At 57.5% G+C, this 21,836-nt stretch carries 21 protein-coding genes and 1 pseudogene; 13 read left to right on the top strand and 9 right to left on the bottom strand.

All coding sequences use genetic code 11. The annotated features are described in order from the left end of the window. Positions 1-118: 118 nt before the first annotated feature. Positions 119-868 carry a 30S ribosomal protein S2 gene (gene rpsB, locus LCM31_RS08010; protein WP_010132961.1) on the bottom strand — a complete coding sequence of 250 codons (750 nt, stop codon included), beginning with the start codon at positions 866-868 and terminating at the stop codon, positions 119-121. 518 nt (positions 869-1,386) lie between these two features. Here rpsB and map point away from each other — a divergent pair. From map to dapE, 7 genes are all read left to right on the top strand, one after another. Further along, the gene (map, locus tag LCM31_RS08005; RefSeq protein ID WP_222247375.1) at positions 1,387-2,157 is read left to right on the top strand and encodes a type I methionyl aminopeptidase; all 771 of its coding nucleotides are present in this window, start codon (positions 1,387-1,389) and stop codon (positions 2,155-2,157) included. A 62-nt stretch (positions 2,158-2,219) separates the two neighbouring features. After that, entirely contained in the window at positions 2,220-4,955 is a 2,736-nt protein-coding gene (locus LCM31_RS08000) for a [protein-PII] uridylyltransferase (RefSeq protein ID WP_224868991.1), read from the top strand. A 71-nt stretch (positions 4,956-5,026) separates the two neighbouring features. After that, complete coding sequence (gene dapC, locus LCM31_RS07995) at positions 5,027-6,202, top strand: succinyldiaminopimelate transaminase (RefSeq protein WP_224868990.1); 1,176 nt, start codon at positions 5,027-5,029, stop codon at positions 6,200-6,202. A gap of 9 nt (positions 6,203-6,211) precedes the next feature. Further along, positions 6,212-6,892: an endonuclease III gene (gene nth / locus LCM31_RS07990; protein ID WP_224868989.1), complete on the top strand. Its 681-nt coding sequence runs from the start codon at positions 6,212-6,214 to the stop codon at positions 6,890-6,892. 36 nt (positions 6,893-6,928) lie between these two features. Beyond that, on the top strand, positions 6,929-7,273 hold the full coding sequence (locus tag LCM31_RS07985; RefSeq protein ID WP_222247390.1) for an ArsC family reductase: 345 nt from the start codon (positions 6,929-6,931) through the stop codon (positions 7,271-7,273). Positions 7,274-7,325: 52 nt separating this feature from the next. Further along, complete coding sequence (gene dapD, locus LCM31_RS07980) at positions 7,326-8,357, top strand: 2,3,4,5-tetrahydropyridine-2,6-dicarboxylate N-succinyltransferase (protein ID WP_224868987.1); 1,032 nt, start codon at positions 7,326-7,328, stop codon at positions 8,355-8,357. A 103-nt stretch (positions 8,358-8,460) separates the two neighbouring features. Next, positions 8,461-9,588 (top strand): succinyl-diaminopimelate desuccinylase, encoded by a 1,128-nt coding sequence (gene dapE / locus LCM31_RS07975; RefSeq protein WP_224868985.1) that lies wholly within the window; start codon positions 8,461-8,463, stop codon positions 9,586-9,588. A 40-nt stretch (positions 9,589-9,628) separates the two neighbouring features. Here dapE and LCM31_RS07970 read toward each other — a convergent pair whose 3' ends face one another. From LCM31_RS07970 to LCM31_RS07960, 3 genes are all read right to left on the bottom strand, one after another. Continuing rightward, on the bottom strand, positions 9,629-10,030 hold the full coding sequence (locus tag LCM31_RS07970) for a hypothetical protein (protein ID WP_224868982.1): 402 nt from the start codon (positions 10,028-10,030) through the stop codon (positions 9,629-9,631). 7 nt (positions 10,031-10,037) lie between these two features. After that, the gene (gene fldB / locus LCM31_RS07965) at positions 10,038-10,589 is read right to left on the bottom strand and encodes a flavodoxin FldB (RefSeq protein ID WP_224868979.1); all 552 of its coding nucleotides are present in this window, start codon (positions 10,587-10,589) and stop codon (positions 10,038-10,040) included. 281 nt (positions 10,590-10,870) lie between these two features. Continuing rightward, positions 10,871-11,389, bottom strand: coding sequence for a Spy/CpxP family protein refolding chaperone (locus LCM31_RS07960; protein ID WP_224868977.1), 519 nt, complete (start codon positions 11,387-11,389; stop codon positions 10,871-10,873). 254 nt (positions 11,390-11,643) lie between these two features. Between LCM31_RS07960 and LCM31_RS07955 the strand changes: the two genes are divergently transcribed. The 3 genes from LCM31_RS07955 (at position 11,644) to LCM31_RS07945 (ending at position 14,628) form a co-directional block, all read left to right on the top strand. Beyond that, positions 11,644-12,351 (top strand): response regulator transcription factor, encoded by a 708-nt coding sequence (locus tag LCM31_RS07955; protein WP_224868975.1) that lies wholly within the window; start codon positions 11,644-11,646, stop codon positions 12,349-12,351. Between the two features lie 3 nt (positions 12,352-12,354). Further along, a complete protein-coding gene (locus LCM31_RS07950; RefSeq protein ID WP_224868974.1) occupies positions 12,355-13,767 on the top strand; it encodes an ATP-binding protein in 1,413 nt (470 codons plus the stop codon). A 162-nt stretch (positions 13,768-13,929) separates the two neighbouring features. Then, the gene (locus LCM31_RS07945) at positions 13,930-14,628 is read left to right on the top strand and encodes an SRPBCC family protein (RefSeq protein ID WP_224868972.1); all 699 of its coding nucleotides are present in this window, start codon (positions 13,930-13,932) and stop codon (positions 14,626-14,628) included. Between the two features lie 76 nt (positions 14,629-14,704). On the opposite strand, the gene rluB is transcribed toward LCM31_RS07945, so the two are convergent. The 5 genes and pseudogenes from rluB to LCM31_RS07920 form a co-directional block, all read right to left on the bottom strand. Further along, complete coding sequence (gene rluB / locus LCM31_RS07940) at positions 14,705-15,574, bottom strand: 23S rRNA pseudouridine(2605) synthase RluB (RefSeq protein ID WP_224868970.1); 870 nt, start codon at positions 15,572-15,574, stop codon at positions 14,705-14,707. Continuing rightward, positions 15,571-16,698, bottom strand: a complete 1,128-nt coding sequence (gene scpB, locus LCM31_RS07935) for an SMC-Scp complex subunit ScpB (RefSeq protein WP_224868968.1) — start codon at positions 16,696-16,698, stop codon at positions 15,571-15,573. The genes rluB and scpB overlap by 4 nt, the downstream gene beginning before the upstream one ends. Positions 16,699-17,009: 311 nt before the next feature. Then, positions 17,010-17,837: pseudogene (locus LCM31_RS07930) on the bottom strand (segregation and condensation protein A); the annotation flags it as partial. A gap of 228 nt (positions 17,838-18,065) precedes the next feature. Further along, positions 18,066-18,689, bottom strand: coding sequence for an L-threonylcarbamoyladenylate synthase (locus LCM31_RS07925; RefSeq protein WP_222229094.1), 624 nt, complete (start codon positions 18,687-18,689; stop codon positions 18,066-18,068). Between the two features lie 46 nt (positions 18,690-18,735). Next, complete coding sequence (locus tag LCM31_RS07920; RefSeq protein WP_224868965.1) at positions 18,736-19,632, bottom strand: PHP domain-containing protein; 897 nt, start codon at positions 19,630-19,632, stop codon at positions 18,736-18,738. 261 nt (positions 19,633-19,893) lie between these two features. Here LCM31_RS07920 and LCM31_RS07915 point away from each other — a divergent pair, with 261 nt between their 5' ends. The 3 genes from LCM31_RS07915 to LCM31_RS07905 all read left to right on the top strand — a co-directional run bounded on the left by LCM31_RS07915 (position 19,894) and on the right by LCM31_RS07905 (position 21,791). Further along, positions 19,894-20,670 carry a VC0807 family protein gene (locus tag LCM31_RS07915; protein WP_224868963.1) on the top strand — a complete coding sequence of 259 codons (777 nt, stop codon included), beginning with the start codon at positions 19,894-19,896 and terminating at the stop codon, positions 20,668-20,670. Between the two features lie 84 nt (positions 20,671-20,754). Further along, positions 20,755-21,054 carry a YciI family protein gene (locus LCM31_RS07910; RefSeq protein WP_222229100.1) on the top strand — a complete coding sequence of 100 codons (300 nt, stop codon included), beginning with the start codon at positions 20,755-20,757 and terminating at the stop codon, positions 21,052-21,054. Between the two features lie 50 nt (positions 21,055-21,104). Further along, positions 21,105-21,791 carry a TIGR04211 family SH3 domain-containing protein gene (locus tag LCM31_RS07905; protein WP_224868960.1) on the top strand — a complete coding sequence of 229 codons (687 nt, stop codon included), beginning with the start codon at positions 21,105-21,107 and terminating at the stop codon, positions 21,789-21,791. The last annotated feature ends 45 nt before the right edge of the window (positions 21,792-21,836 follow it).

The following is a 21,836-nucleotide window of genomic DNA, read 5'->3' as shown; positions in this document are numbered from 1 at the left end:
GTTCAGATTCAAATTCTTTGTTGGATTTGAAAAAAAGGGGCCGGATAGATGGCCCCTTTTCCCTGCAGCGTAACCAAAAATTGTTACACCGCCAGTAGCCTGCAGCGACAACCCCGAATTAGGAGTCCGCAGCCTGCTGATCGTCGTTAGCTTCTACGTATTCGCTCTGGGCAGCAGCGCCACCAGCTTCCGCAGTACCAGCCAGTACAGCGTCTGCTACCGCAGTGGTGTACAGCTTGATCGCGCGGATGGCGTCGTCGTTACCTGGGATTACGTAGTCAACACCTTCCGGGCTGCTGTTGGTATCAACGATACCGATAACAGGGATACCCAGCTTGTTGGCTTCTTGAATGGCGATACGCTCGTGCTCAACGTCGATCACGAACAGTACGTCCGGCAGACCACCCATGTCCTTGATACCACCGATGGAGCGCTCAAGCTTCTCCATGGTACGGGTGCGCATCAGAGCTTCTTTCTTGGTCAGCTTCTCGAAAGTACCGTCCTGAGACTGTGCTTCGAGATCACGGAAACGCTTGATGGAAGCGCGGATGGTTTTGTAGTTGGTGAGCATACCACCCAGCCAGCGGTTGCTGACGTAAGGCTGACCTGCACGCTCGGCCTGCTCTTTGATGGACTTCTGCGCTGCGCGCTTGGTACCAACAAAAAGGATCTTCTTCTTCTGCGCAGCCATACCTTTGATGACTTGCAGAGCTTCGTTGAAGGCCGGAACAGTGTGCTCCAGATTGATGATGTGAATCTTGTTGCGAGCACCAAAGATGTATTCACCCATCTTCGGGTTCCAGTAGCGAGTCTGGTGACCAAAGTGGACACCAGCCTGCAGCATATCGCGCATGCTGACTTGCGGCATAATAAACCTCAAATTCAATAGCGGAGGCAGACGACCAGATCAAAAGGATCGAATGCTTCCCGGGTTTTATCCTCCATATACCCCATTTACCAATCCTTGAGAGCACGTTACGTCACTCAAAGACACCCAGGTGAATGTGCCGGTATATGTGCGGCGTTTGTTAAGAGCAGCGAAACTCACCACTCTTTGTTTAGTTTCACTTCGGGCACTGCCCAAAGCGGCGCGCTTTATACCATATAACTGGGACAGCTGGAAGTGTGACCGACGCCACGAAAGCGGCCGCCGGGAAGCAGCGGGTCACGCGAACAGTTGGCGGCCATTGGGTCACTTAATGCCCCGCACCTGTAATTCCGCTACAATACCGCGCCGCTTCTAGGCTTAGCCTGGATCAGCCCGCCGCTTTGCAGCGCCGCCCCGCGCAGCCTGCCACGGCGAAAGCGCTGGAAATACTTAGTCGAAACTGACCGATTTGGCGCCAAAATTGCCGCAAACAGCTACAAACACCCTGGGAAAAATTCATGACCAATCCTGTAAAGACACCCGAACAAATCGCCAAAATGCGCACCGCCGGCCGCCTGGCTGCGGAAGTATTGGAGATGATCGGTGAATACGTGGTTCCGGGTGTCACCACAGAAGAACTGGATCGCCGGTGTCATGACTATATCGTCAACGTACAGGACGCCATCCCAGCCTGCCTCGGCTATCGCGGTTTCCCCAAGTCTATCTGCACCTCGGTCAACGAAGTGATCTGTCACGGTATCCCTTCTGAGTCCAAGGTACTGAAAAAGGGCGACATCATTAATATCGATGTCACGGTCATCAAGGACGGCTGGTATGGCGATACCTCCAAGATGTATTTCGTCGGCAAACCTGTGGCCCACGCCGAACGACTGGTCAAGGTTACTCAGGAGTGCCTGTACAAGGCCATCGAGATCGTAAGACCCGGCACCACGCTCGGGGACATTGGCCACGTGATCCAGCAGCACGCTGAGAAAAATTATTACTCGGTGGTAAAAGACTTCTGTGGCCACGGCATCGGCGATGTATTTCACGAAGACCCGCAAGTCCTGCACTACGGTAAGCCTGGTACTGGCCAGGTGCTGGAAGAAGGCATGACCTTCACCATCGAGCCCATGATCAACGCCGGCAAGCCAGGCAGCCGCGTATTGCGCGATGGCTGGACCGCCGTGACCGTCGACCGCCGTCTGTCCGCACAGTGGGAACACACCATGGCCGTCACCAGTGATGGCGTGGAAGTATTCACCGCGCGCAAAGAAGAGTCTTTTTAGCGCAGCGGCACAGCATTTTTCCCAAGGTAAGGCATCAACAGGGTTAAACGGATTCCTCGCACATGAACTCTCCGCAGCTGGCTGAAATACCACACTTTGAAAAACCCCTGTTTTTTTTCGACCAACCCCGCTTCCGGCGGGATCTCGCGGAAGGCGCACGCCCACCACTCGAAATCTTCAAAGATGCTGTCGGTGCTGCGGACACCCATATGGCACGGCGCTTCCGTGAGGGCGAGGATGTCCGCACCCTGGTGTACGAGCGCGCACTCTTCGTTGACTGCCTGCTGCACTACGCCTGGTACCAGTACCAGTGGCCCGAGACCATTAGCCTACTGGCCGTGGGCGGTTATGGACGCGGCGAACTGCACCCGCGCTCAGACATTGACCTGCTGATCCTAACCACGGAAAAACCCAGCGCGACCGTCGTCGACAATATTGAACGGTTAGTGGCGTTTCTGTGGGACCTGAAACTCGACATCGGTCACTCCGTACGCAGCATCGATGACTGCATCGAAATGGCGGAGGAAGATATCACCATCGCCACAAACCTAATGGAGTGTCGCACGGTCGTAGGCAACCCGGCACTGCACGAAGCGCTGGCCAAGCGAACGACCCCGGAATGTCTGTGGCCCGCGGATAAATTCTTCAGTGCAAAATACGCCGAACAGCAAGCTCGCCACAGCAAGCAGCAGGGAGCCGAGTACAACCTCGAGCCCAACATCAAAAATGCCCCCGGGGGACTGCGGGATATTCAGACCATCAACTGGGTAGCCAAGCGCTACTTTCAGGTACGCACACTCAAACAGCTTCAAGGTAAAGGCTTCTTCACCGAAGAAGAGTTCGCCATCCTGCAATCCGGCGAAGACTTTCTGTGGCGTGTGCGCTACGGCCTCCACCTGCTGGCTGGACGCCCCGAGGAGCGCCTGCTGTTCGATTACCAGCGCGAACTCGCCCGCGAATTCGGCTACAAGGACAACGACACCCACCTGGCGGTGGAGCAGTTCATGCACACCTACTACCGCATCGTGATGGCGCTGCGGGAGCTAAACGATGTGTTGCTGCAATTCTTGGATGAGGTAATCCTGCAGCGCGGCAAGCACTTGCCGGTTACGCCAATCAATGAGCGCTTCCAACTACGCGGCAATACCATCGAAGCCGCGGTCACTCGCACCTTTACCGAATACCCTTCCGCGCTGCTGGAAATATTTGTGTTGATGGCGGAAAACCCGCAGATCGACGGTGTGCGTGCCTCTACCATTCGCCTGATTCGCGAACATCGACATCTGATCGACGACCGCTTCCGCGCCGACCCGGTCAATGCACAACTGTTTATGCAGCTGGTGCGCAGCCCTCGCGGCCTGTCCAAACAGCTCACACGCATGACACGCTACGGCATTCTCGGCCGCTACCTGCCAGAATTTGGCCGGGTCACCGGGCAGATGCAGCACGACCTGTTCCACATCTACACGGTCGACGCACACACACTGCAGGTCGTGCGCAACATGCGCAGTTTCCGCAGCAAAGAGGCCTGGGAAAAATTCCCACTGGCCGCGGAGATTCTCTCCCGCATGCGCAAGCCCGAGCTGCTGTATATCGCGGGCCTCTACCACGATATCGCCAAAGGTCGCGGCGGCGACCACTCGAAGCTGGGTGTCGCCGATGCAGACGCCTTCTGCCGCCGACACGATCTCTCAGCGCGCGACCGACGCCTGGTGTGCTGGCTGGTAGAAAAGCACCTGTTAATGAGCGCGGTATCGCAAAAGCAGGACATTACCGACCCGGAAGTGGTGCACAGTTTCGCCGCTGAAGTCGGCGATCGCGAACACCTGGACTACCTGTACGCGCTGACGGTTGCCGACATCAACGCAACAAACCCAGACCTGTGGAACAGTTGGCGCGCGAGCCTGATGCGCCAGCTCTATCAGTACACCCAGCGCGCCCTGCGCCGCGGACTGGAAAACCCCATCGACCGCGACGAAATTTACGAGGAAACTCAGGCTCAGGCGCGCAACATGCTGCGTGCCATGGGTATTCCAAGTAATTCCGTGGAAGACATCTGGTGTGAAATGGGGGAAGACTACTTCGTGCGCGAAAGCGCCGACAGCATCACCTGGCACACCGCGGCAATTTATCAGCTGCAAAAAGACCCCGAGCGGGACGAAGACAGCGACACCTTAGTACTCACCCGCAATTCCGGCCCCGGTGAGCACGACGGTGCCACCGAGGTGTTCGTGTACACTCCCGACCGACCCAACGTGTTTGCCGCTGTTGTAACCGGTCTGGACATGCTTAACCTGAACATTCACGACGCGCGCCTGTATAGCTCCGCCGCCGGCTACACCCTGGATACCTTCTACGTACTGGATGAATCGGGCCAGCCCCTGCTGGATGAGCCCCATCGCCTCGAACAGATCCGCAACACCCTGCAGGAAGAACTCAAGCTGGTAGAGGATTACTCCAAGGTCATCAAACGGCGAACGCCCCGCCGCCTGAAAATGTTCCACCTGGCGAGTCAGGCTCACATTTCCACGGAACCCGGTGACAGCTACAGCACCCTGGAAATCACCAGCGCTGACCGGCCCGGATTACTCGCGCGCATCGCGCGGATTTTCATTACCCATGACCTGCGCCTGCACAACGCCAAGATTTCCACCCTTGGCGAACGTGTGGAAGATATCTTCCATATCACCGACAGCGAGGACCAACCTCTGGCCGACGACGCGCTCATAGAAACGCTGCAACAGGCCATTTGTCAGGAACTGGATGCTCATCAGGCGACACTGCCACCGCAACCCTAAGGGTAGCGATGACAAGGAACCGATCCGACGCCGGATCAGCAAGGAATTAGCTCTGTAAACAGACCAATAATATGAACCCAAACTTGTCCCAGCTGCAGCCATATCCATTCGCCAAGCTTGCAAAGCTCAAAGAGGGTATCGAAGCCCCGGCCTCGCTTGGCCATATCCCGCTGTCCATTGGTGAGCCCAAGCACACGCCGCCCGCCTTTGTACGCGACGAACTGATCGACAACCTGGCAACGCTGGCCAATTATCCTGTCACCAAGGGCCTGCCAGCACTGCGTGAAACCATTGCCAGCTGGCTGTGCAATCGCTTCAAGCTGTCGACCCTGAACGCAGAAACCGAGGTGATACCGGTAAACGGCACACGAGAGGCACTGTTTGCCTTTGCCCAGGCAGTAGTGACGCCTGGCTCCAAAGTGCTGATGCCGAATCCCTTCTACCAGATATACGAAGGTGCCGCGTTTCTGGCCGGAGCCTCACCCTACTTCATCAATTGCACGGCGGAAAACGGGTTCAAACCAGACTTTGCTTCAGTGCCGGAAAGTGTGTGGCAGGATTGCAGCCTGCTGTACCTGTGCACGCCCGGAAATCCCACCGGCGCTCTTCTGGCACTGGAGGATTTAAAGCAGCTGATTGCGCTCGCCGACCGTTATGACTTCACCATCGCATCCGACGAATGCTACTCAGAGCTGTATTTCGATGAGGCCAACCCACCAGCCGGCCTGCTGCAAGCTTGCGCGGAACTCGGGCGGGATGATTACCGGCGCTGCGTGGTATTCCACAGCCTGTCGAAACGCTCCAACCTGCCCGGCTTGCGCTCTGGGTTTGTCGCCGGCGACGGCAAAATCCTGGAGCAGTTCCTGCTGTACCGCACCTATCACGGCTGCGCCATGCCGGTGCCAACCCAATACGCCTCAATTGCCGCATGGCAAGACGAACAGCACGTAAAAGAAAATCGCGATCTGTACCGACAAAAGTTTGATGCGGTGCTGGATATTCTCGACGGTTGTATCGACGTGCAAAAACCTCACGCCAGCTTTTACTTGTGGCCCCGTGTGGGTGACGGAGAGGCCTTTGCACGGGAGCTATTCCGCCAACAACACATCACCGTGTTACCCGGTGCCTATCTGGCACGCGAGAGCAACGGGATAAACCCGGGGGCGGAGTACGTCCGCATGGCACTGGTCGCCACCCTGGAAGAATGTATCGAAGCGGCGCAACGCATCCGCACGTTTTGCCAGTAAGAAGTACCCATGAGCGATGTCATGACAGCCAAAAACCTGCTCAAACAAGAGCGTGTAGAGTTTATTCTCCAGCGGCTGGAAGAGCTGTACCCGGAAACCCCAGTCCCTCTTGATCACTTCGATGCCTACTCCCTGCTGGTGGCGGTATTGCTCTCTGCCCAGTGCACAGACGAACGTGTAAACCAAATCACCCCCGCCCTGTGGGAGCTGGCAGACAACCCCTACGACATGGCAAAGGTGCCGGTCGAGAAAATACAGGCAGTCATTCGCCCCTGCGGCCTGTCACCGCAGAAATCCAAGGCGATTCAGAAGCTGTCAGAAATTCTGGTCAACGAATATCACGGCCGGGTGCCAGAAAACATGGCGGCACTGGAGACACTTCCCGGTGTGGGTCACAAAACCGCCAGTGTGGTGATGGCCCAATCCTTTGGACATCCCGCGTTCCCGGTGGACACCCACATTCACCGTCTGGCCCAGCGCTGGGGCCTGACCTCTGGCAAAAACGTGACGCAGACAGAGAAAGACCTGAAGCGGGTTTTTCCGCGAGAAAAGTGGAACAAGCTACACCTGCAGATCATTTTTTACGGCCGCGAATTCTGCTCCGCGCGCGGTTGTGATGGCACCGTGTGTGAAATTTGCACCACCTGCTATCCGGCAAGAAAACACCCCAAGAAAACCAAAAAGGCCTGATCCATTCGGTTCGGCGTGACAGACACAGGATTTGAAATGATTACCCTGTACGGCATTAAAAATTGTGACACCGTAAAAAAAGCCCGCAAATGGCTAGAGCAAAATGCAGTGGAATACCGCTTCCACGATTTCCGCGAAGACGGTATGGATACGGTACCCCTGGCTAGCTGGCTGGAACAATTCGGCTGGGAGCAGGTACTGAACCGCCGTTCCACCAGCTGGCGCGCCTTAGATGAGACGCAGAAAGACGCTATGGATAACACCAGCGCGGCGACCCTGGCCAACGAGACACCGACACTCATCAAGCGTCCGGTACTCACCAAGGGCGGCGATACCCTGTTTGGCTTCAAGGCCGATACCTACGCCAGTTTCGCCAAATAGGCGGACCGCATCTAATCCGCAAAAAAATCAGACTCAGTACAAGGAAACCATCATGAGCAACGTATACAGCATTGGCTTCGGCATTGGCACCTGCAACAGCAAGGGTGAGTGGCTGGAAGTCTACTTCCCGCAGCCGCTGCTAAATCCGGCCGACGATATCGCCAAGGCGGTAACCAGCACCCTCGATATCGACGGCGGCAATGTCACGATTGCTCTGGAAGAAGCGCAACTGCAGCCACTTGCAGAGTGCCTGGCAAGTGCCGGCGCCGAGGAGCAGGCAGCCATTCTGCGTCAATTTGCCAGCAGCCAGCGCCCTCTGGTTGCGGTGGTACTGCACAGTGACGACGCCCCGCAGTCCGTGCCCGAGTCCTATCTGAAGCTGCACCTGCTGTCTCACCGACTGGTCAAGCCGCACGGCACCAAGCTGGACGGTATCTTCGGCCAGCTGGCCAACGTGGCCTGGACCAATCAGGGGGCTATCGATCTCGCAGAGCTTCCCCAGCGCCAACTGGAAGCGCGTCTCAAAGGTGAACTGCTGGAAGTTTCCTGCGTGGACAAGTTCCCCAAAATGACCAATTACGTGGTACCGACCGGTGTACGTATCGCCCACACCGCCCGTGTTCGTCTGGGTGCCTACCTGGGTGAAGGCACCACCATCATGCACGAAGGTTTTGTAAACTTTAATGCGGGCACCGAAGGCCCGGGCATGATCGAAGGCCGTATTTCTGCCGGCGTATTCGTTGGTGCCGGCTCTGACCTCGGCGGCGGCAGCTCCACCATGGGCACCCTGTCCGGCGGCGGCAATATCGTGATCTCCCTGGGCGAAGGCTGCCTGCTCGGCGCCAACGCCGGCACCGGTATTCCGCTGGGTGACCGCTGCACGATCGAGTCTGGCCTGTACATCACTTCCGGCACCAAGGTTGCCGTGCTCGACGACAAAGGCGAGGTTGCCGAATCAGTAAAAGCACGCGACCTCGCAGGCAAATCTGACCTGCTGTTCCGTCGCAACTCAGCGACCGGCGCGGTTGAATGCCTGACCAACAAAAGTGCCGTTGAGCTGAACGCGGAGTTGCACAGCAACTAATTTGTCTCGCTCTGGCTGCTGCCGGACCTCCCTCGGAGTGACGGCAGCCGCCCGCCCAAATACAGGAACAACGCTCCACATATCTCGGAGCTAGAAGCACCCTATGACCCCGACAGTACAATTAACCTGCGACCTGATTAGTCGCCGTTCAGTAACTCCCGAAGATGCCGGCTGCATGCAACTCATGCTGGAGCGCCTGGAAAAAATCGGCTTCAAAACCGAACACTTGCGCTTCGGTGATACCGACAACTTCTGGTCTGTGCGCGGTGAAGAAGGCCCACTGTTTGCCTTCGCCGGCCACACCGACGTGGTACCCACCGGACCGGAAGAAAACTGGCAGATCCCGCCGTTCGAGCCAAAAATCGTCGACGGTATGCTCTACGGCCGTGGCGCCGCCGATATGAAAGGCTCGCTGGCCGCCATGGTCGTCGCCTGTGAAGAGTTTGTCGCCGCACACCCCAACCACAAAGGCCGCATCGCCTTTTTGATTACCAGTGATGAAGAAGGCCCCGCAAAACACGGCACCGTAAAAGTGGTGGAATGGCTGGAACAGCGCAACGAGAAAATCGACTGGTGCCTGGTTGGCGAGCCATCCAGTACCGCCCTCGCCGGCGACGTCATCAAAAATGGCCGCCGCGGTTCGCTCGGGCTGGAACTGACCGTATTCGGTATTCAGGGCCACGTGGCCTACCCGCACCTGGCTGAAAACCCGGTACACACGCTGGCACCGGCACTGGCAGAGCTCGCTGCCGAAGAGTGGGATCAGGGCAATGATTTCTTCCCGGCCACCAGCTTCCAGGTTTCCAACATCAACGGCGGCACCGGTGCCACCAACGTGATTCCAGGCGAAGTAAAGGTCGTGTGCAACTGGCGCTTCTCCACCGAAACCACTGCAGAAGAACTGGAAAGCCGCGCCCGCGCTATTTTCGATAAGCACGGGCTCAAATATGACGCCAACTTCAACCTGAGTGGACAACCCTTTCTGACCGCCGCCGGCCCGCTGGTTGAATCCGCGCAGGCGGCGATTCGAAAAGTGACCGGGCGGGAAACCGAGCTGTCCACTGCGGGAGGCACATCCGATGGCCGTTTTATTGCGCCAACCGGTGCACAAGTTGTGGAGCTGGGCCCAGTGAACGCCACCATCCACAAAGTGGATGAGTGCGTTAAAGCGGAAGATTTGGATCTGGTAAAAGATATGTACCGGGAAGTCTTGCGCGGCCTACTGGCCTGATCACAGTCGGTCCGGCAGGTTCAGAGACTTCGCCAGGAAGTTAATGCAACCTGCCGTGCCGCACTGTAGGCTCTGGCTGCGCGTGACCGTCGTAGCCGTGGGCCATCACAAAGTAATACATCACCTGCTCCTCGCCATCGGCTTCGGCCATCAGGTCGAAAATTACTTCATCTTTGTCACCGGGGGTAATCCGCACCTCAGAAACCAGATCCGGTTCAATAAACACCTCTCCGATCAGGCGCTTGCCACGCACCAACTGAACCAGCAGCGTGCGCGGGTTTTCCTCGGTGAAACGCCAGTGGAAATCATCGTGATCGTACAGGATTACGTCCGGTGTACCAGCACGCAAAATACAGTTGCAGTGATCGGAGAGCCACGGCCAGAAATCTTGCAGCGCGAGCGTACCGGAGTCAGACGGCTTCGCCATTTCGGTTTGATCCATTAGCCTGTCAGTCCTCGAGCTGGGTGACGCTCTCGGCACCACCTTCCAGATCAAACTCGACGGCAATCTGCTGGCACCATTCATTCAGTCGACCGCAGGTCAGTTCTTCCTGCTGGTCTTCGTCAATGGCCAGTCCCATAAACAGGTTTTGCCCGGGGATTTCAGCCTTGGATGCTTCGAATTCATACCCCTGCGTAGACCAGTAGCCGATAACGGTGGCGCCATTGGCGACAATGACGTCGTGCAACATGCCCATGGCATCCAGGAAGTAGTCGCCATAGCCGAACTGATCTCCCAAGCCAAACAGCGCTACGGTCTTACCGGTAAAGTCGATCTCCTGTACATCTTCCCAGAAGTCTTCCCAGTCAGACTGGATCTGGCCGAAATCCCAGGTTGGGATGCCCAGAATCAGCTGCGCGTAGTCGGCGATCTCCAACTGTGTGACATCCGCGATATCGTGGATGTCTACCCGGTCCTCTCCCAGGCGCGCGGCGATTCTCTGGGCCACCCCTTCGGTATTGCCCTCGTCGCTACCGTAAAACAGGCCGATCTTACTCACAGTGTCTCCTCAACTACTCAAAACCACCCTGCCGCTTGGGCGGGTGTCCATGGGGCGGGCATTTTCCCAACAATAGCCGGGTTCAGCAAGGCGCAGGGACAATCTTGGGGGTACATTTAGAGGTACATTGTCAGGCACAAAAAAGCCCCTGTAAGACAGGGGCATCAGGATGAGGACTCTGCCGGCGGTTGGGGTTGGGGCCGGCGAGCCCAATGCTGATAGACCGATCAGTCCAACAGCGAGAGAGTATGACTGACTAAAAACTGAGGGAGACGAAGCGCTTAGTCTGACTGCTTATTTGCACGACGCTCTTTGCGCTGCTCCCAGCGGGCTTTGCGTTCGGCCTTCATTTGCTCCATTTTGGCCCTCTGGTCATCCGTGAGAATCGCTTCGAACTGTTTATGCATCTCAACTCTGCGCTGCATCTTGCGCACTTCCAGCTCACCGAGCTTGGTACCCAGACTATTTAACGTGGCCTGGTCCGCACCGGAATCAATGGCTTCTTTCAATTGCTTGCGCACCTCGTGCATGGCCTTGCGGTCCGCCTCGCGCGCCTCCTTGCCGGCGTCACGATTTGCCTTTACCTGCGCCTTCTGGCCCTCGGTTAACTCCAACTTTTCCGCGAGCCGGTCAAACATGCGCTCGTAGTGGTCACCACCCTTGTGATGGCTCGCCTTGTGGTATCCGTGCCCTCTGTCGCCCTCTGGGAATGCCATGACCAATCCGGAGGCTGCTAATGCGCCGCCGAGAACCACAGTACCGGCCAAAGCTTTCCATTTATTTATAACGAGATGTTTCATATTCGATTCCTCAAATTTCGCTGTGCTGTAAGGCAACCTTGGGTTTCGGCTTAATCGGTTGGCCTGTGAGTTTGCGTGTTTCCCCAGTCGGTAGATGCATACTAGGCTCGTGCAGTGTAAATAGGGGATAAAGCAGGTAAACATTTGTTAAGAACGGTAAAACACGCGATATCATTTCCCGAATAGCCCCGGCACTATGCATATAATTCCTCCCGTAATTCAGTGCCGCCGCGCAAATAAAGAGACTCCACCCCATGAGCCATATCCTGCTGGTAGATGACGATATTGAACTCACCGAGCTGCTCGAGGAGTTTCTGCTGGGAGAAGGCTTTCAGGTGACGGTCGCCAACGACGGCGGTCGCGGTCTGGAGCTGGCCCGCGGTGAAGGCTTTGACGCTCTGGTACTGGATGTGATGCTACCCGTGCACAATGGCTTCGAGGTACTGCGCAAGCTGCGCGAAGATGCCAATAATCCCGGCCACGCCCTGCCGGTGGTGATGCTGACCGCAAAAGGCGACACGGTAGACCGCATCGTAGGCCTGGAAATGGGCGCCGACGACTACCTCCCCAAACCCTGTAATCCACGCGAACTCGCGGCGCGACTGCGCGCCATATTGCGGCGCGGGCGCGTGGAAGAAAAAGACGCGAGCGACGATGTGCTCGTCAGCGGGCCACTGCGCCTGCTGCCCCGAGAGCACCAGTGCCAGTGGAACGACCAACCGGTAAACCTGACCGGTGCGGAATTCTCCGTGCTCAAGGTACTCGTGGAGAACTCCGGTCAGGTTGTCAGCAAGGAAATCATCACCGAGCAGGCGCTGGGGCGGAAATTAATGCCCTACGACCGCTCGATCGATGTGCACGTCAGTAATATCCGCAAGAAGCTGGGTGAACAGGGAGCCAGCCGCGAACTGATTATCAATATCCGCGGTGCGGGGTATATGCTCACCCGCTCTCAGGGATAGACCATGCGCAGCTTGTTTGGACGAATCTTTTTCGGAGCCTGGCTGACCGCGGTCATTATGGTATTGGCTGCGGTGTACATCACCCACATCCGCGAGTTTGGCGACCCGGCACAGCAGGATCGCTGGGAAGGCGTAGAACTGTTCCGAGAAGTGACTCATAACCTGCGCATAACCCGCCGACACGGTACAGAGCACTTTGGCCACTGGCTGGGGCAACAACCGAAAGAGATTCAACAGCGCATATACGCCATCGACGCATTCGGCCAGGAAGTACTACAGCGCCCCATCCCGAGAAACATGGCCCCTCTTTTTGCCAGTCTGAATTACCGCAACCGCGAAACCCACGGGCTCGTGGATAAAAAACCCAGTATCGGTTTTTTCGTGCAGCGACGCGGTGGCGAAACTCTGCGCGTGGTGTTCATGGCGGGCAAAAGCAAAGAAGAACTCGTACTGCGCTTTATCCTGCGTAGTTTCTGGCCAATCCTGGTACTTGCCACGCTGGCTTCCGGACTGGCCTGCTACCTGCTGGCACGCTATCTGAGCAAGCCCCTCGATAACCTGCGCGTGGCGACTCGACGGGTCGCTGCGGGCGACCTCAGCTACCGGGTAACACCCTCACTACACGGCCATGGCCGCGAACTGGGTGAGCTGGCCGCGGATTTCGACTTGATGACGGCACAACTGCAGGAGTCGATGGCCGAGCAACGCCGGCTCATCAAGGATGTCTCCCACGAATTACGCTCGCCGCTCGCGCGCCTGCAGGTGGCGCTCGCCATTGCCCGCCAGAAAAACATTCAGGCCCTGGACCCGGAACTGGACAAAATAGGCAAAGCCGCGGACTATCTGGAAGACATCATCGCCGACATACTTTCCCTACCCGTCAGTGGCGACAATCAGCGGCCGCTGGACGACGTAGTGGAAATCAACAGCCTGCTGGCGGCACTTTGCGACGAGCTCAAAGATGAGGCGCAACAAAAGCAAGTCTCCATCAACCTGCGCCTCGACGACACAGAACTACTGGTCGCCACACGCGGCAGTTCGCTCACCGCTGCATTAGAGAATATTCTCCGCAACGCCATTAAATACAGCCCTTCGGGTGGCCAGGCTACCGTGACCGTAACCGGTATTCCGGCAAAAACAACCGCTCAGACCGGCAACGCCACCGAGCCGGGTCACTGCCAAATTCAGGTTAGCGACTCCGGTAACGGCGTGCCCGAGTCCGAACTGGACGCGATCTTCCGCCCCTTCTATCGCACCGATGAAGCCCGCAGTCGCGAGAGTGGAGGGTTTGGTTTGGGGCTCGCCATCGCACAGCGCACCGTGGCCCAGCACCAGGGTAATATTGAGGCATGCAACGCTGAACAGGGCGGCCTGAAGGTAAAAATCACCTTGCCTACCTTAGATAGCGGTTTCTAGATGTAGCCCGAGCCAGGAAAATATTCGCGCCAAATGCCGACTGGCGAACCACAATTCCAGCCAGTACACTTTGTCGAGCTATCGGCCACCCGCACGGCACCATATTTGCCCCTGCCAGTCGTCGACGCAGATATCTTGCACCTTTCCTACAGGGAGTCCGCCATGCGCTGGTTACTGTACCTTCTGATTTTCCTGGCTCTGCTGGTACTGGCCGGCTTTCTGTTTCCGCGCGAGGCGACCACCGAGCGCAGCGTGTATATCGCCGAACCTCCACAAGTGGTGTTCCCCTACCTGAACAACTTCCAGAATTTCAACAAATGGTCGCCCTGGTACCAGATTGATCCGAGCACGGAGTACACCTATACCGGGAGCCCTGAAGGAAAAGGCGCGGAGATGCACTGGAAGAGCGAAGATCCCAACGTGGGCAATGGCACCCAGACCATTACCGCCAGTGAGCCCTACTCCCGGATTGCAACCGATCTCGACTTCGGTACTCAGGGACAAGCCAAAGCAGAGTTCACCCTCAAACCTCAGGGTAGCGGTACCAACGTTACCTGGTCATTCAGTTCCGACATGGGCGGCAGCCCCATAGCGCGCTGGATGGGCCTGATGGTTTCAAAAATGGTTGGCGAGTCCTATGCCGAAGGCCTCGACAAACTCAAGACGCTGGTGGAATCCGAGGCCAATGCGGGGGCGCCGCCGGTAGACACCCGCGACGCGCCGCCTTCAGAGGGCAGCAATATTGAGCCGGAAAATATCGATCCGGGCATGGAAAACGAGATTATCGAGGGTGACGACGTTGAGTCACCGGATAGCAGCGGCGACGAACTGGGCGAGCCAAAACAAGAGATTCAACCCTAACACCATGCAGTTTGCGCGCATAACAACCAAAAAAGGCAGCCGATTGGCTGCCTTTTTCATCTCTATAAGCGCTCAATCAACGGCTCTTGCGTTTGGGCGCACGCCCGCCCGCTGGCACCGGCGACTTGCGCAGTTTGCGACGCTGACGCTGCAGAATTTCTTTTTCCGACTGGGTCAGCGAGCGCTGGCCAAGCTTCGGCAAACCCGCGGTAACGCACAGGTCGTCAATTTCCTTGGGTTCCATTTCGATCCACTGGCCCACACGTACGTGCGACGGAATAAACACGCTGCCGTAACGCACACGCTTCAGGCGGCTGACGCGCACGCCCTGTGATTCCCACAAACGACGCACCTCGCGGTTACGCCCTTCCATCACGACACAGTAGAACCAACGGTTGGTGCCTTCACCACCGCTTTCCACGATATCGGTAAATCGTGCTTGACCGTCATCCAGCAAAACGCCTTTGGTCAGGCGCTTTTTCATGTCGTCATCCACGTCACCCTGAATACGAACCAGGTACTCGCGGTCAATGACCGACGACGGGTGCATCAGTTTGTTGGCCAGCTCACCGCTATTGGTGAACAGGAGAAGACCACTGGTATTAAAGTCCAGACGCCCAACGGAAATCCAGCGCCCGCTTTTCAGGCGCGGCAGCCGATCGTACACCGTCGGGCGGCCTTCCGGGTCGTGACGGGAGCAGATTTCTCCCGTGGGCTTGTTATACAGAATCACACGTACGCGGTTTTCATCGCCACCGGAAATGTGCTTGCCGTCGAATTCGATCTGGTCGTCTTCGCTGACCCGCTCACCGAGTCCGGCGACTTCGCCGTTTACGGTGACCCGGCCGGCCTCAATGGCTCGCTCCATCTCCCGGCGCGAACCCATGCCAGCCCTGGCCAATACTTTTTGCAGTTTTTCGCCCAATGGCGCTGCTTCATTACTCATGAATGGAGGTTTTCCGGGGATTGTTGTTCATCTTCATCCTGCCCGTCGCCTTCGGCAACATCCTGCAGATTCTCTTCCGCCTGCGCATCTTGCTGCAGGTCGCCTTCGTCAAGTACGTCCTCTGCAACTGGTTCCTCGGCGGTCAGCTCTTGTGTGACGGGTTCTTCTGAAAGGTCCTGCGCTGCACTCTCCTCTTCGCCGGCAAGCACGTTTTCGTCTGCTGCCGCCTCTTCAGGGTAGACCTCGCTGTCGTCCTCCGCGATTTCTACTTGCGAGGCAGCGGCTTCGTCGGCTGCCGCGAACAGGCCTTTACTTTGCGCACCCTCGTAGAACGTCGCTACGGGTTCTTCATCGGTTTCTTCGTCGATTTCTTCATCAGCGTCTTCGTCGATGTCGTGATCGATGTGTTCGTCCGCAACCTCGTCCGAGTGCTCATCCGCGTCTTGAGCCGCTGCTTCACCAGCGTCTTCTGCCACAGTTTCGTCTGCGACTTCCGCTTCTGCCGCATCTTCTGCACCCGCCTCGGCAGCTTGCGCGTCACCCTCAGGGGCCGGCGCGCCATCCCCCAGGTCCAGCGCGGCGTTCAGGCTTTCAATATCGCGAATTTCCGCCAGCGTCGGCAGGTCGTCGAGGCTCTTCAGATTGAAGTAGTCGAGGAATTCTCGGGTGGTGGCATACAGCGAGGGTTTACCGGGCACATCTCTCTGGCCCACAACCTTGATCCAGCCCCGCTCGGAGAGGCTCTTAACGATATGCGAGCTTACGGCAACACCGCGGATTTCCTCGATGTCACCACGCGTAATCGGTTGGCGGTAGGCAATAATGGCGAGGGTTTCCAGGGTCGCACGGGAGTACTTCTGGGGTTTTTCTTCCCACAACTTATTGACCCAGGGCGCGAGCTCCTCAGGCACCTGAAAGCGCCAACCACTGGCCACCTGCTTGAGCTCAAAGCCGCGCTCGGCACAGCTTTCAGCAATTTCTTCCAGAGCCTGCTTCAACTCAGATTTTTCGGGGCGCTCCCCTTCGTCAATCAGGGAAAGCAGGCGATCTTCCGACAGCGGCTGGCCCGCCGCCATCAGCGCGCCTTCCACGATCCGGCGCAATAATTCCGGGGCGATACTCATGTTATTCGCTTCACTCACTCTTCGCTGAACAGCGATATAGGACGTACTCGAGCTGCGCTGCTCGATTCTTGTTCCGGCTCGACATCGTCACCGGCATCCGGCGTGTCTACGGGCTCCGATGCCTGAGACGCAAACTCTTGTGCGTCAGCTTCGGAGGCGAACGAAAACTCGTAGCTGTAGCGGCCATCTTTGGTTTCACCGCGATTTTCCGCGGGTATTTCAGTTTCCAGTGCACCCTCAGTGTCTGCAACAGTCCCCGCACCATACTCGGTTTCCGTCTCATCAACCCCTGGCTCGGTTCCATCGGCAACCTCACCGCGGGCACGCACGTGGATAGGGCCAAAGGATTCGTTCTGTACCAGCTCTACCAGGGACTCCTTCACCAGCTCCATCACGGCCAGGAAGGTAACCACCACCCCCAGGCGTCCCTCTTCCACCCGGAACAGGTTTACAAATGGCACAAACTGACGGTGTTTGATCGAGTCCAGCACCTGTGTCATACGCTCACGGGTGGAAAGCTTTTCCTTTTCCACCTGGTGACTTTCGAACATGTCCGCACGACGCAACACGTCCGCAAGGGCCACCAGTACCTCTTTCAGGTCCACCTCAGGCTCTGGACGGGTCAACTTGCGATCCGGCCCACTGGCGCTGGCCTGATGAATATCACGGCCCACCCGCGGCAGCTCGTCGATATCCTCGGCGGCGGTCTTGAAACGCTCGTATTCCTGCAGGCGGCGAATCAGTGCGGCGCGCGGATCTTCGCCCTCTTCCTCTTCCGCTTCTGGCGGACGCGGCAGCAGCATGCGGGATTTGATTTCCGCCAGCATCGCCGCCATCACCAGGTATTCCGCGGCCAGCTCGAAGCGCATGGAGGACATCATCTCCACGTAGCCCATGTACTGGCGGGTAATTTCAGCCACATTGATCTCGAGAATATCGAGGTTCTGGCGGCGGATAAGATACAGAAGCAGGTCGAGAGGCCCCTCAAAGGCCTCGAGAATAACCTCCAGCGCATCCGGTGGAATGTACAGATCGCTCGGCAGGTCGGTGAAGGCTTTGCCTTCCACCATGGCAAACGGCATCTCGCCCTGGCGCGGCCCAGCATCGGGGGCGGCAGAATCCTGTGCCTCAGGAGACACCTCAGACGGTTCTTCGGACACTTCCGCGGAGGGCTCTTCAGCCACTTGCGCTGAGGGCTCGGCAGCAGGCTCTGAGGCAGCTACGGGCGCCTGCGCGGCCTCATCCTCAACGGGGGCCACCTCTACCGTTTCTTGTAAATCTTCAATGGACACTGTTTCACCGAACCCAGCTTGACCGACTAACTGACCACCTTTCGGGCAGGCCAAACGCGCGATTATACATCAGGGTCAGCCGAGAATTTCATCTATTGCACCGCAACCCTGACGCACCAGTACTGGATCGTCGCCGGTAAGGTCCACCACGGTGGTCGCCTCAAAGCCACAGAAACCACCATCGATCACCAGCTCCACCTGATGCTCGAGGGTATCGCGAATGTCGTAAGGGTCGGTCAGCGGCTGCTCTTCACCGGGCATAATCAGGCTACAGCTCATCAGCGGCTCACCAAGGGTGCTGACGAGGGCCTGTACAATTGGGTTATCTGGAACGCGCAAACCAATGGTCTTGCGCTTGGCATGGGCCAGGCGGCGGGGCACTTCGGACGTCGCCGGCATAATAAAGGTGTAGGGACCGGGGGTGTGGTTCTTCAACAGGCGGAACATTTGATTGTCCACCTTGGCGTAAGTGGCGAGCTCAGACAGGTCTCGACACATCAGCGTGAAATTGTGGTCCTTGTCCAGCTGACGCAGCGCGCGAATGCGCTCCACCGCCATTTTTTCTCCCAATCGACAGCCGATCGCATACGCGGAGTCCGTCGGGAACACGATAACACCGCCCGATGACACGATATCCGCGGCCTGATTGATCAGCCGCGCCTGCGGGTTCTCCGGATGAATCTGGAAGAATTGCGCCATTAATACCCCCTTTGCCAATGTGAACAGGGCGCACCCTGCCCGAATACTATTTACTGGCGCCAGTTTGCCACAGATTCCATACGGGCTCGACGTTCGCCGGCAAGCGTACGCAACCCAGTGCTCGCCAGGGCTGGTCAGGCTGGTGGAAATCACTTCCCAGTGAACCGAGGAGCGGCCGTTCACCGTTACTCGCCTGCGCCAACAGCTGCAAGATTTCGCGGGTCTGCACCGGATTTTGCTGGCCGCATACCACTTCCGCCGCAGTGCCACCGGCCTGCTGAAAATCGCGTAACAACGCCTGCAGGCGAGTGCGCGTCAAACCGTATTTGAGCGGATGCGCCAGTACCGCTGCACCCCCAGCGGCCTCTATACTCGCGACCGTTGCTCCGAGATCCGGCCAGGGGACCGCTACGTCACCGATCTTGCCGGCTCCCAGATAGCGCTTGAACGCCTTCGCCGTATCCGTTACATGCCCTTCGGCGACCATCCAGCGGGCAAAATGCGGGCGACCAATCTCATCACCACTGGCCAGGTGCCGAGCCCCCTCAAACGCGCCGGCAAACCCCCGCTTTTCGAGGCGACGGGCAATCTCCATCGCTCGCTCGCGACGCAGTGCCGCGCGTACTGACACCGCTTCGGCGAGGGCTGCGGACGTACAGTCAACATTGAGCCCGACTACGTGAACCACCCGTCGCCCCCAGCATGCGGTAAACTCCACGCCAGGCAACAGGGTGATCCCCTGCTCGGCGGCGGCCTGACTGGCCTCTGCAATCCCGCCAACGGTGTCGTGGTCGGTTAGCGCCAACAGCGTCACACCAGCGGATTTGGCCCTCGACACCAGCGCTGCAGGACTTAAAATACCGTCCGACGCAGTGCTGTGGCAGTGTAGGTCGACCTGACCAGAAATAGCATCGTCGGTCACAACAGGTCGGGCAGTGTACATAGCAAGATCCATACTTTTGCGAGATCAGTTGGTCACCGTTAAACGGAACCATCGAGAACGGTTGCTGTCACAGAGAGTTGCAGGTTTGGAATCCTGCGCAGGCCATGTGGTGGCGCAGTAAGTGCCGCCGGCCGACAGGTTTTAAGACCTGCCGGGCTAACCGGATTGCCGGTTTCAGGGATAAGGCCCCTTACTGGGGAAAGCAACTTCGCCACTGACAGCTGTATCGTCAGCCAGCGGGCATTATCACCGGAACAGAACATGACCGATAGCAAACAAACACACTCAAATACGACGAACGTTGCCCCTCAGCCCGAAACTGCGGGCAAGAGTTCTGTGCAGCAAGCGCAGAAACCCGCGCACAAGGAAAGCCTGCTCGGCAACCTGCTGCTCAATATCGTGATCCCCACGCTGATTCTTACCAAGCTGTCCGGCGATGACTGGCTGGGCACCAAGTGGGCGATCGTCGTAGCGCTGGCCTTCCCCCTTATCTACGGGCTGCGCGACCTGCTGCGCTCCGGCAAGGTCAACTTCTTTTCCGCCCTGGGCGTCATCAGTATCCTGCTGACCGGCGGTATCAGCCTGCTAGAGCTGGACGCCAAGTACATCGCCATTAAAGAAGCGGCAATTCCCGGACTACTCGGTGTGGCCACGATCGCCAGCCTATACACCCGCTGGCCGCTGGTGCGCACGCTGATTTACAACGATCGCATACTCGATACCGGTAAGATCGCCGACCACCTTTCCGTGAATGGCAACGAGACCGCCTTCGAACGAACCCTGCAGCAAGCATCCTGGATGATTGCCGGTTCCTTTTTCCTGTCGTCCACACTGAATTACATTTTGGCCGAAGTACTTCTGCAAAGCCCCCCCGGAACCGAAGCGTTCAATGAAGAACTGGGCAAGATGACAGCCCTCAGCTTCCCGGTAATTGCCCTGCCCGCCACCATTATCTTAATGCTGGTGCTGGTATTCCTGTTCCGTCGTATCGGCAAACTGACCGGGCTTTCACTGGAAGAAATTATGGTGCAACAGTAAATAAGGCCGAGCACCCACTGCGCACTGTATACAGACCGATCGGCCACTCAACAACATAAAAAACTAAGGAATACGACACAGCTTATGTGGTACGCAATTATCAGTCAGGATGTAGAAAACAGCTTACCCTTGCGTAAAACCGCGCGCGCTGCGCATATCGCGCGACTCACCGCACTGAAAGACGAGGGACGTCTGCTGATCGCCGGGCCACACCCCGCCATCGACAGTGAAGAGCCGGGCGAAGCCGGTTTTACCGGTAGCCTGGTGGTTGCCGAGTTCCCGTCATTGGCCGAAGCCCAGAGCTGGGCCGACGACGACCCGTATATGAGTGCCGGCGTCTACGCATCGGTCACCGTTAAGCCCTACAAGCTGGTTCTGCCTTAAGCGCACCAGCAAAACCAAAACAAGATTTTCGAGTTCGATTTTTACTGGCCATGAAAAAACTGTTCACTACTGCCGTCACCTCAACCCTGCTCGCCATCGCCGCTAGCCCAGCACTGGCCATTAGCTCCGAACGCTATATTACCGACGAGCTGCATGTCCCGATGCGCTCCGGCCAGGGTAACGAATTCCGCATTCTGCACCGCGGCCTGCCCAGCGGCACCAAACTGACCCTACTGCAAGATTCCCCAGACACGGGCTGGGCACAGGTGCGCACACCCGGTGGTGAAGAGGGGTGGGTGCGTCGTCAATATCTGGAGTCTAAGCCGGTTGCCAAAATTAAACTGGCACAGGCACAACAACGACTGCAGCATATCGAAAGCTTGCAGGGCGACCTCGGTGGTGAGGTACGTCGCCTCGAAGAGGACAACACCAAACTGTCCACCGCCCTGAAGATTGAGCAGGAGCGCGCCCAGGCCCTGGCCAAAGAACTCAAGGATCTGAAGGCACTGTCCTCGGATGCTGTTGCCCTTAACCAGCGCCACCAGAAACTGCTCAACCAGCACGAGCTGCTCAAACAGAAACAGTCTATGGATCAGGCAGAAATCCAGCGCCTGTCCTCCAGCGACGCACACAAAACCTATATGTACGGTGCCTTCTCTGTTGCAATGGGGGCGCTCATCGCAATGATTGCACCGCATATGCGCCGCCGTAAGCGCCACTCCGAGTGGGCAAACTGATTCCTCTTTCGCCTACACGCGAGTTCCCCTACACGCGAGGCTACG

This window comes from Microbulbifer agarilyticus (assembly GCF_020171345.1).
Lineage (GTDB): Bacteria > Pseudomonadota > Gammaproteobacteria > Pseudomonadales > Cellvibrionaceae > Microbulbifer > Microbulbifer agarilyticus_D.
This window is presented reverse-complemented; position numbering and strand designations above follow the sequence as displayed.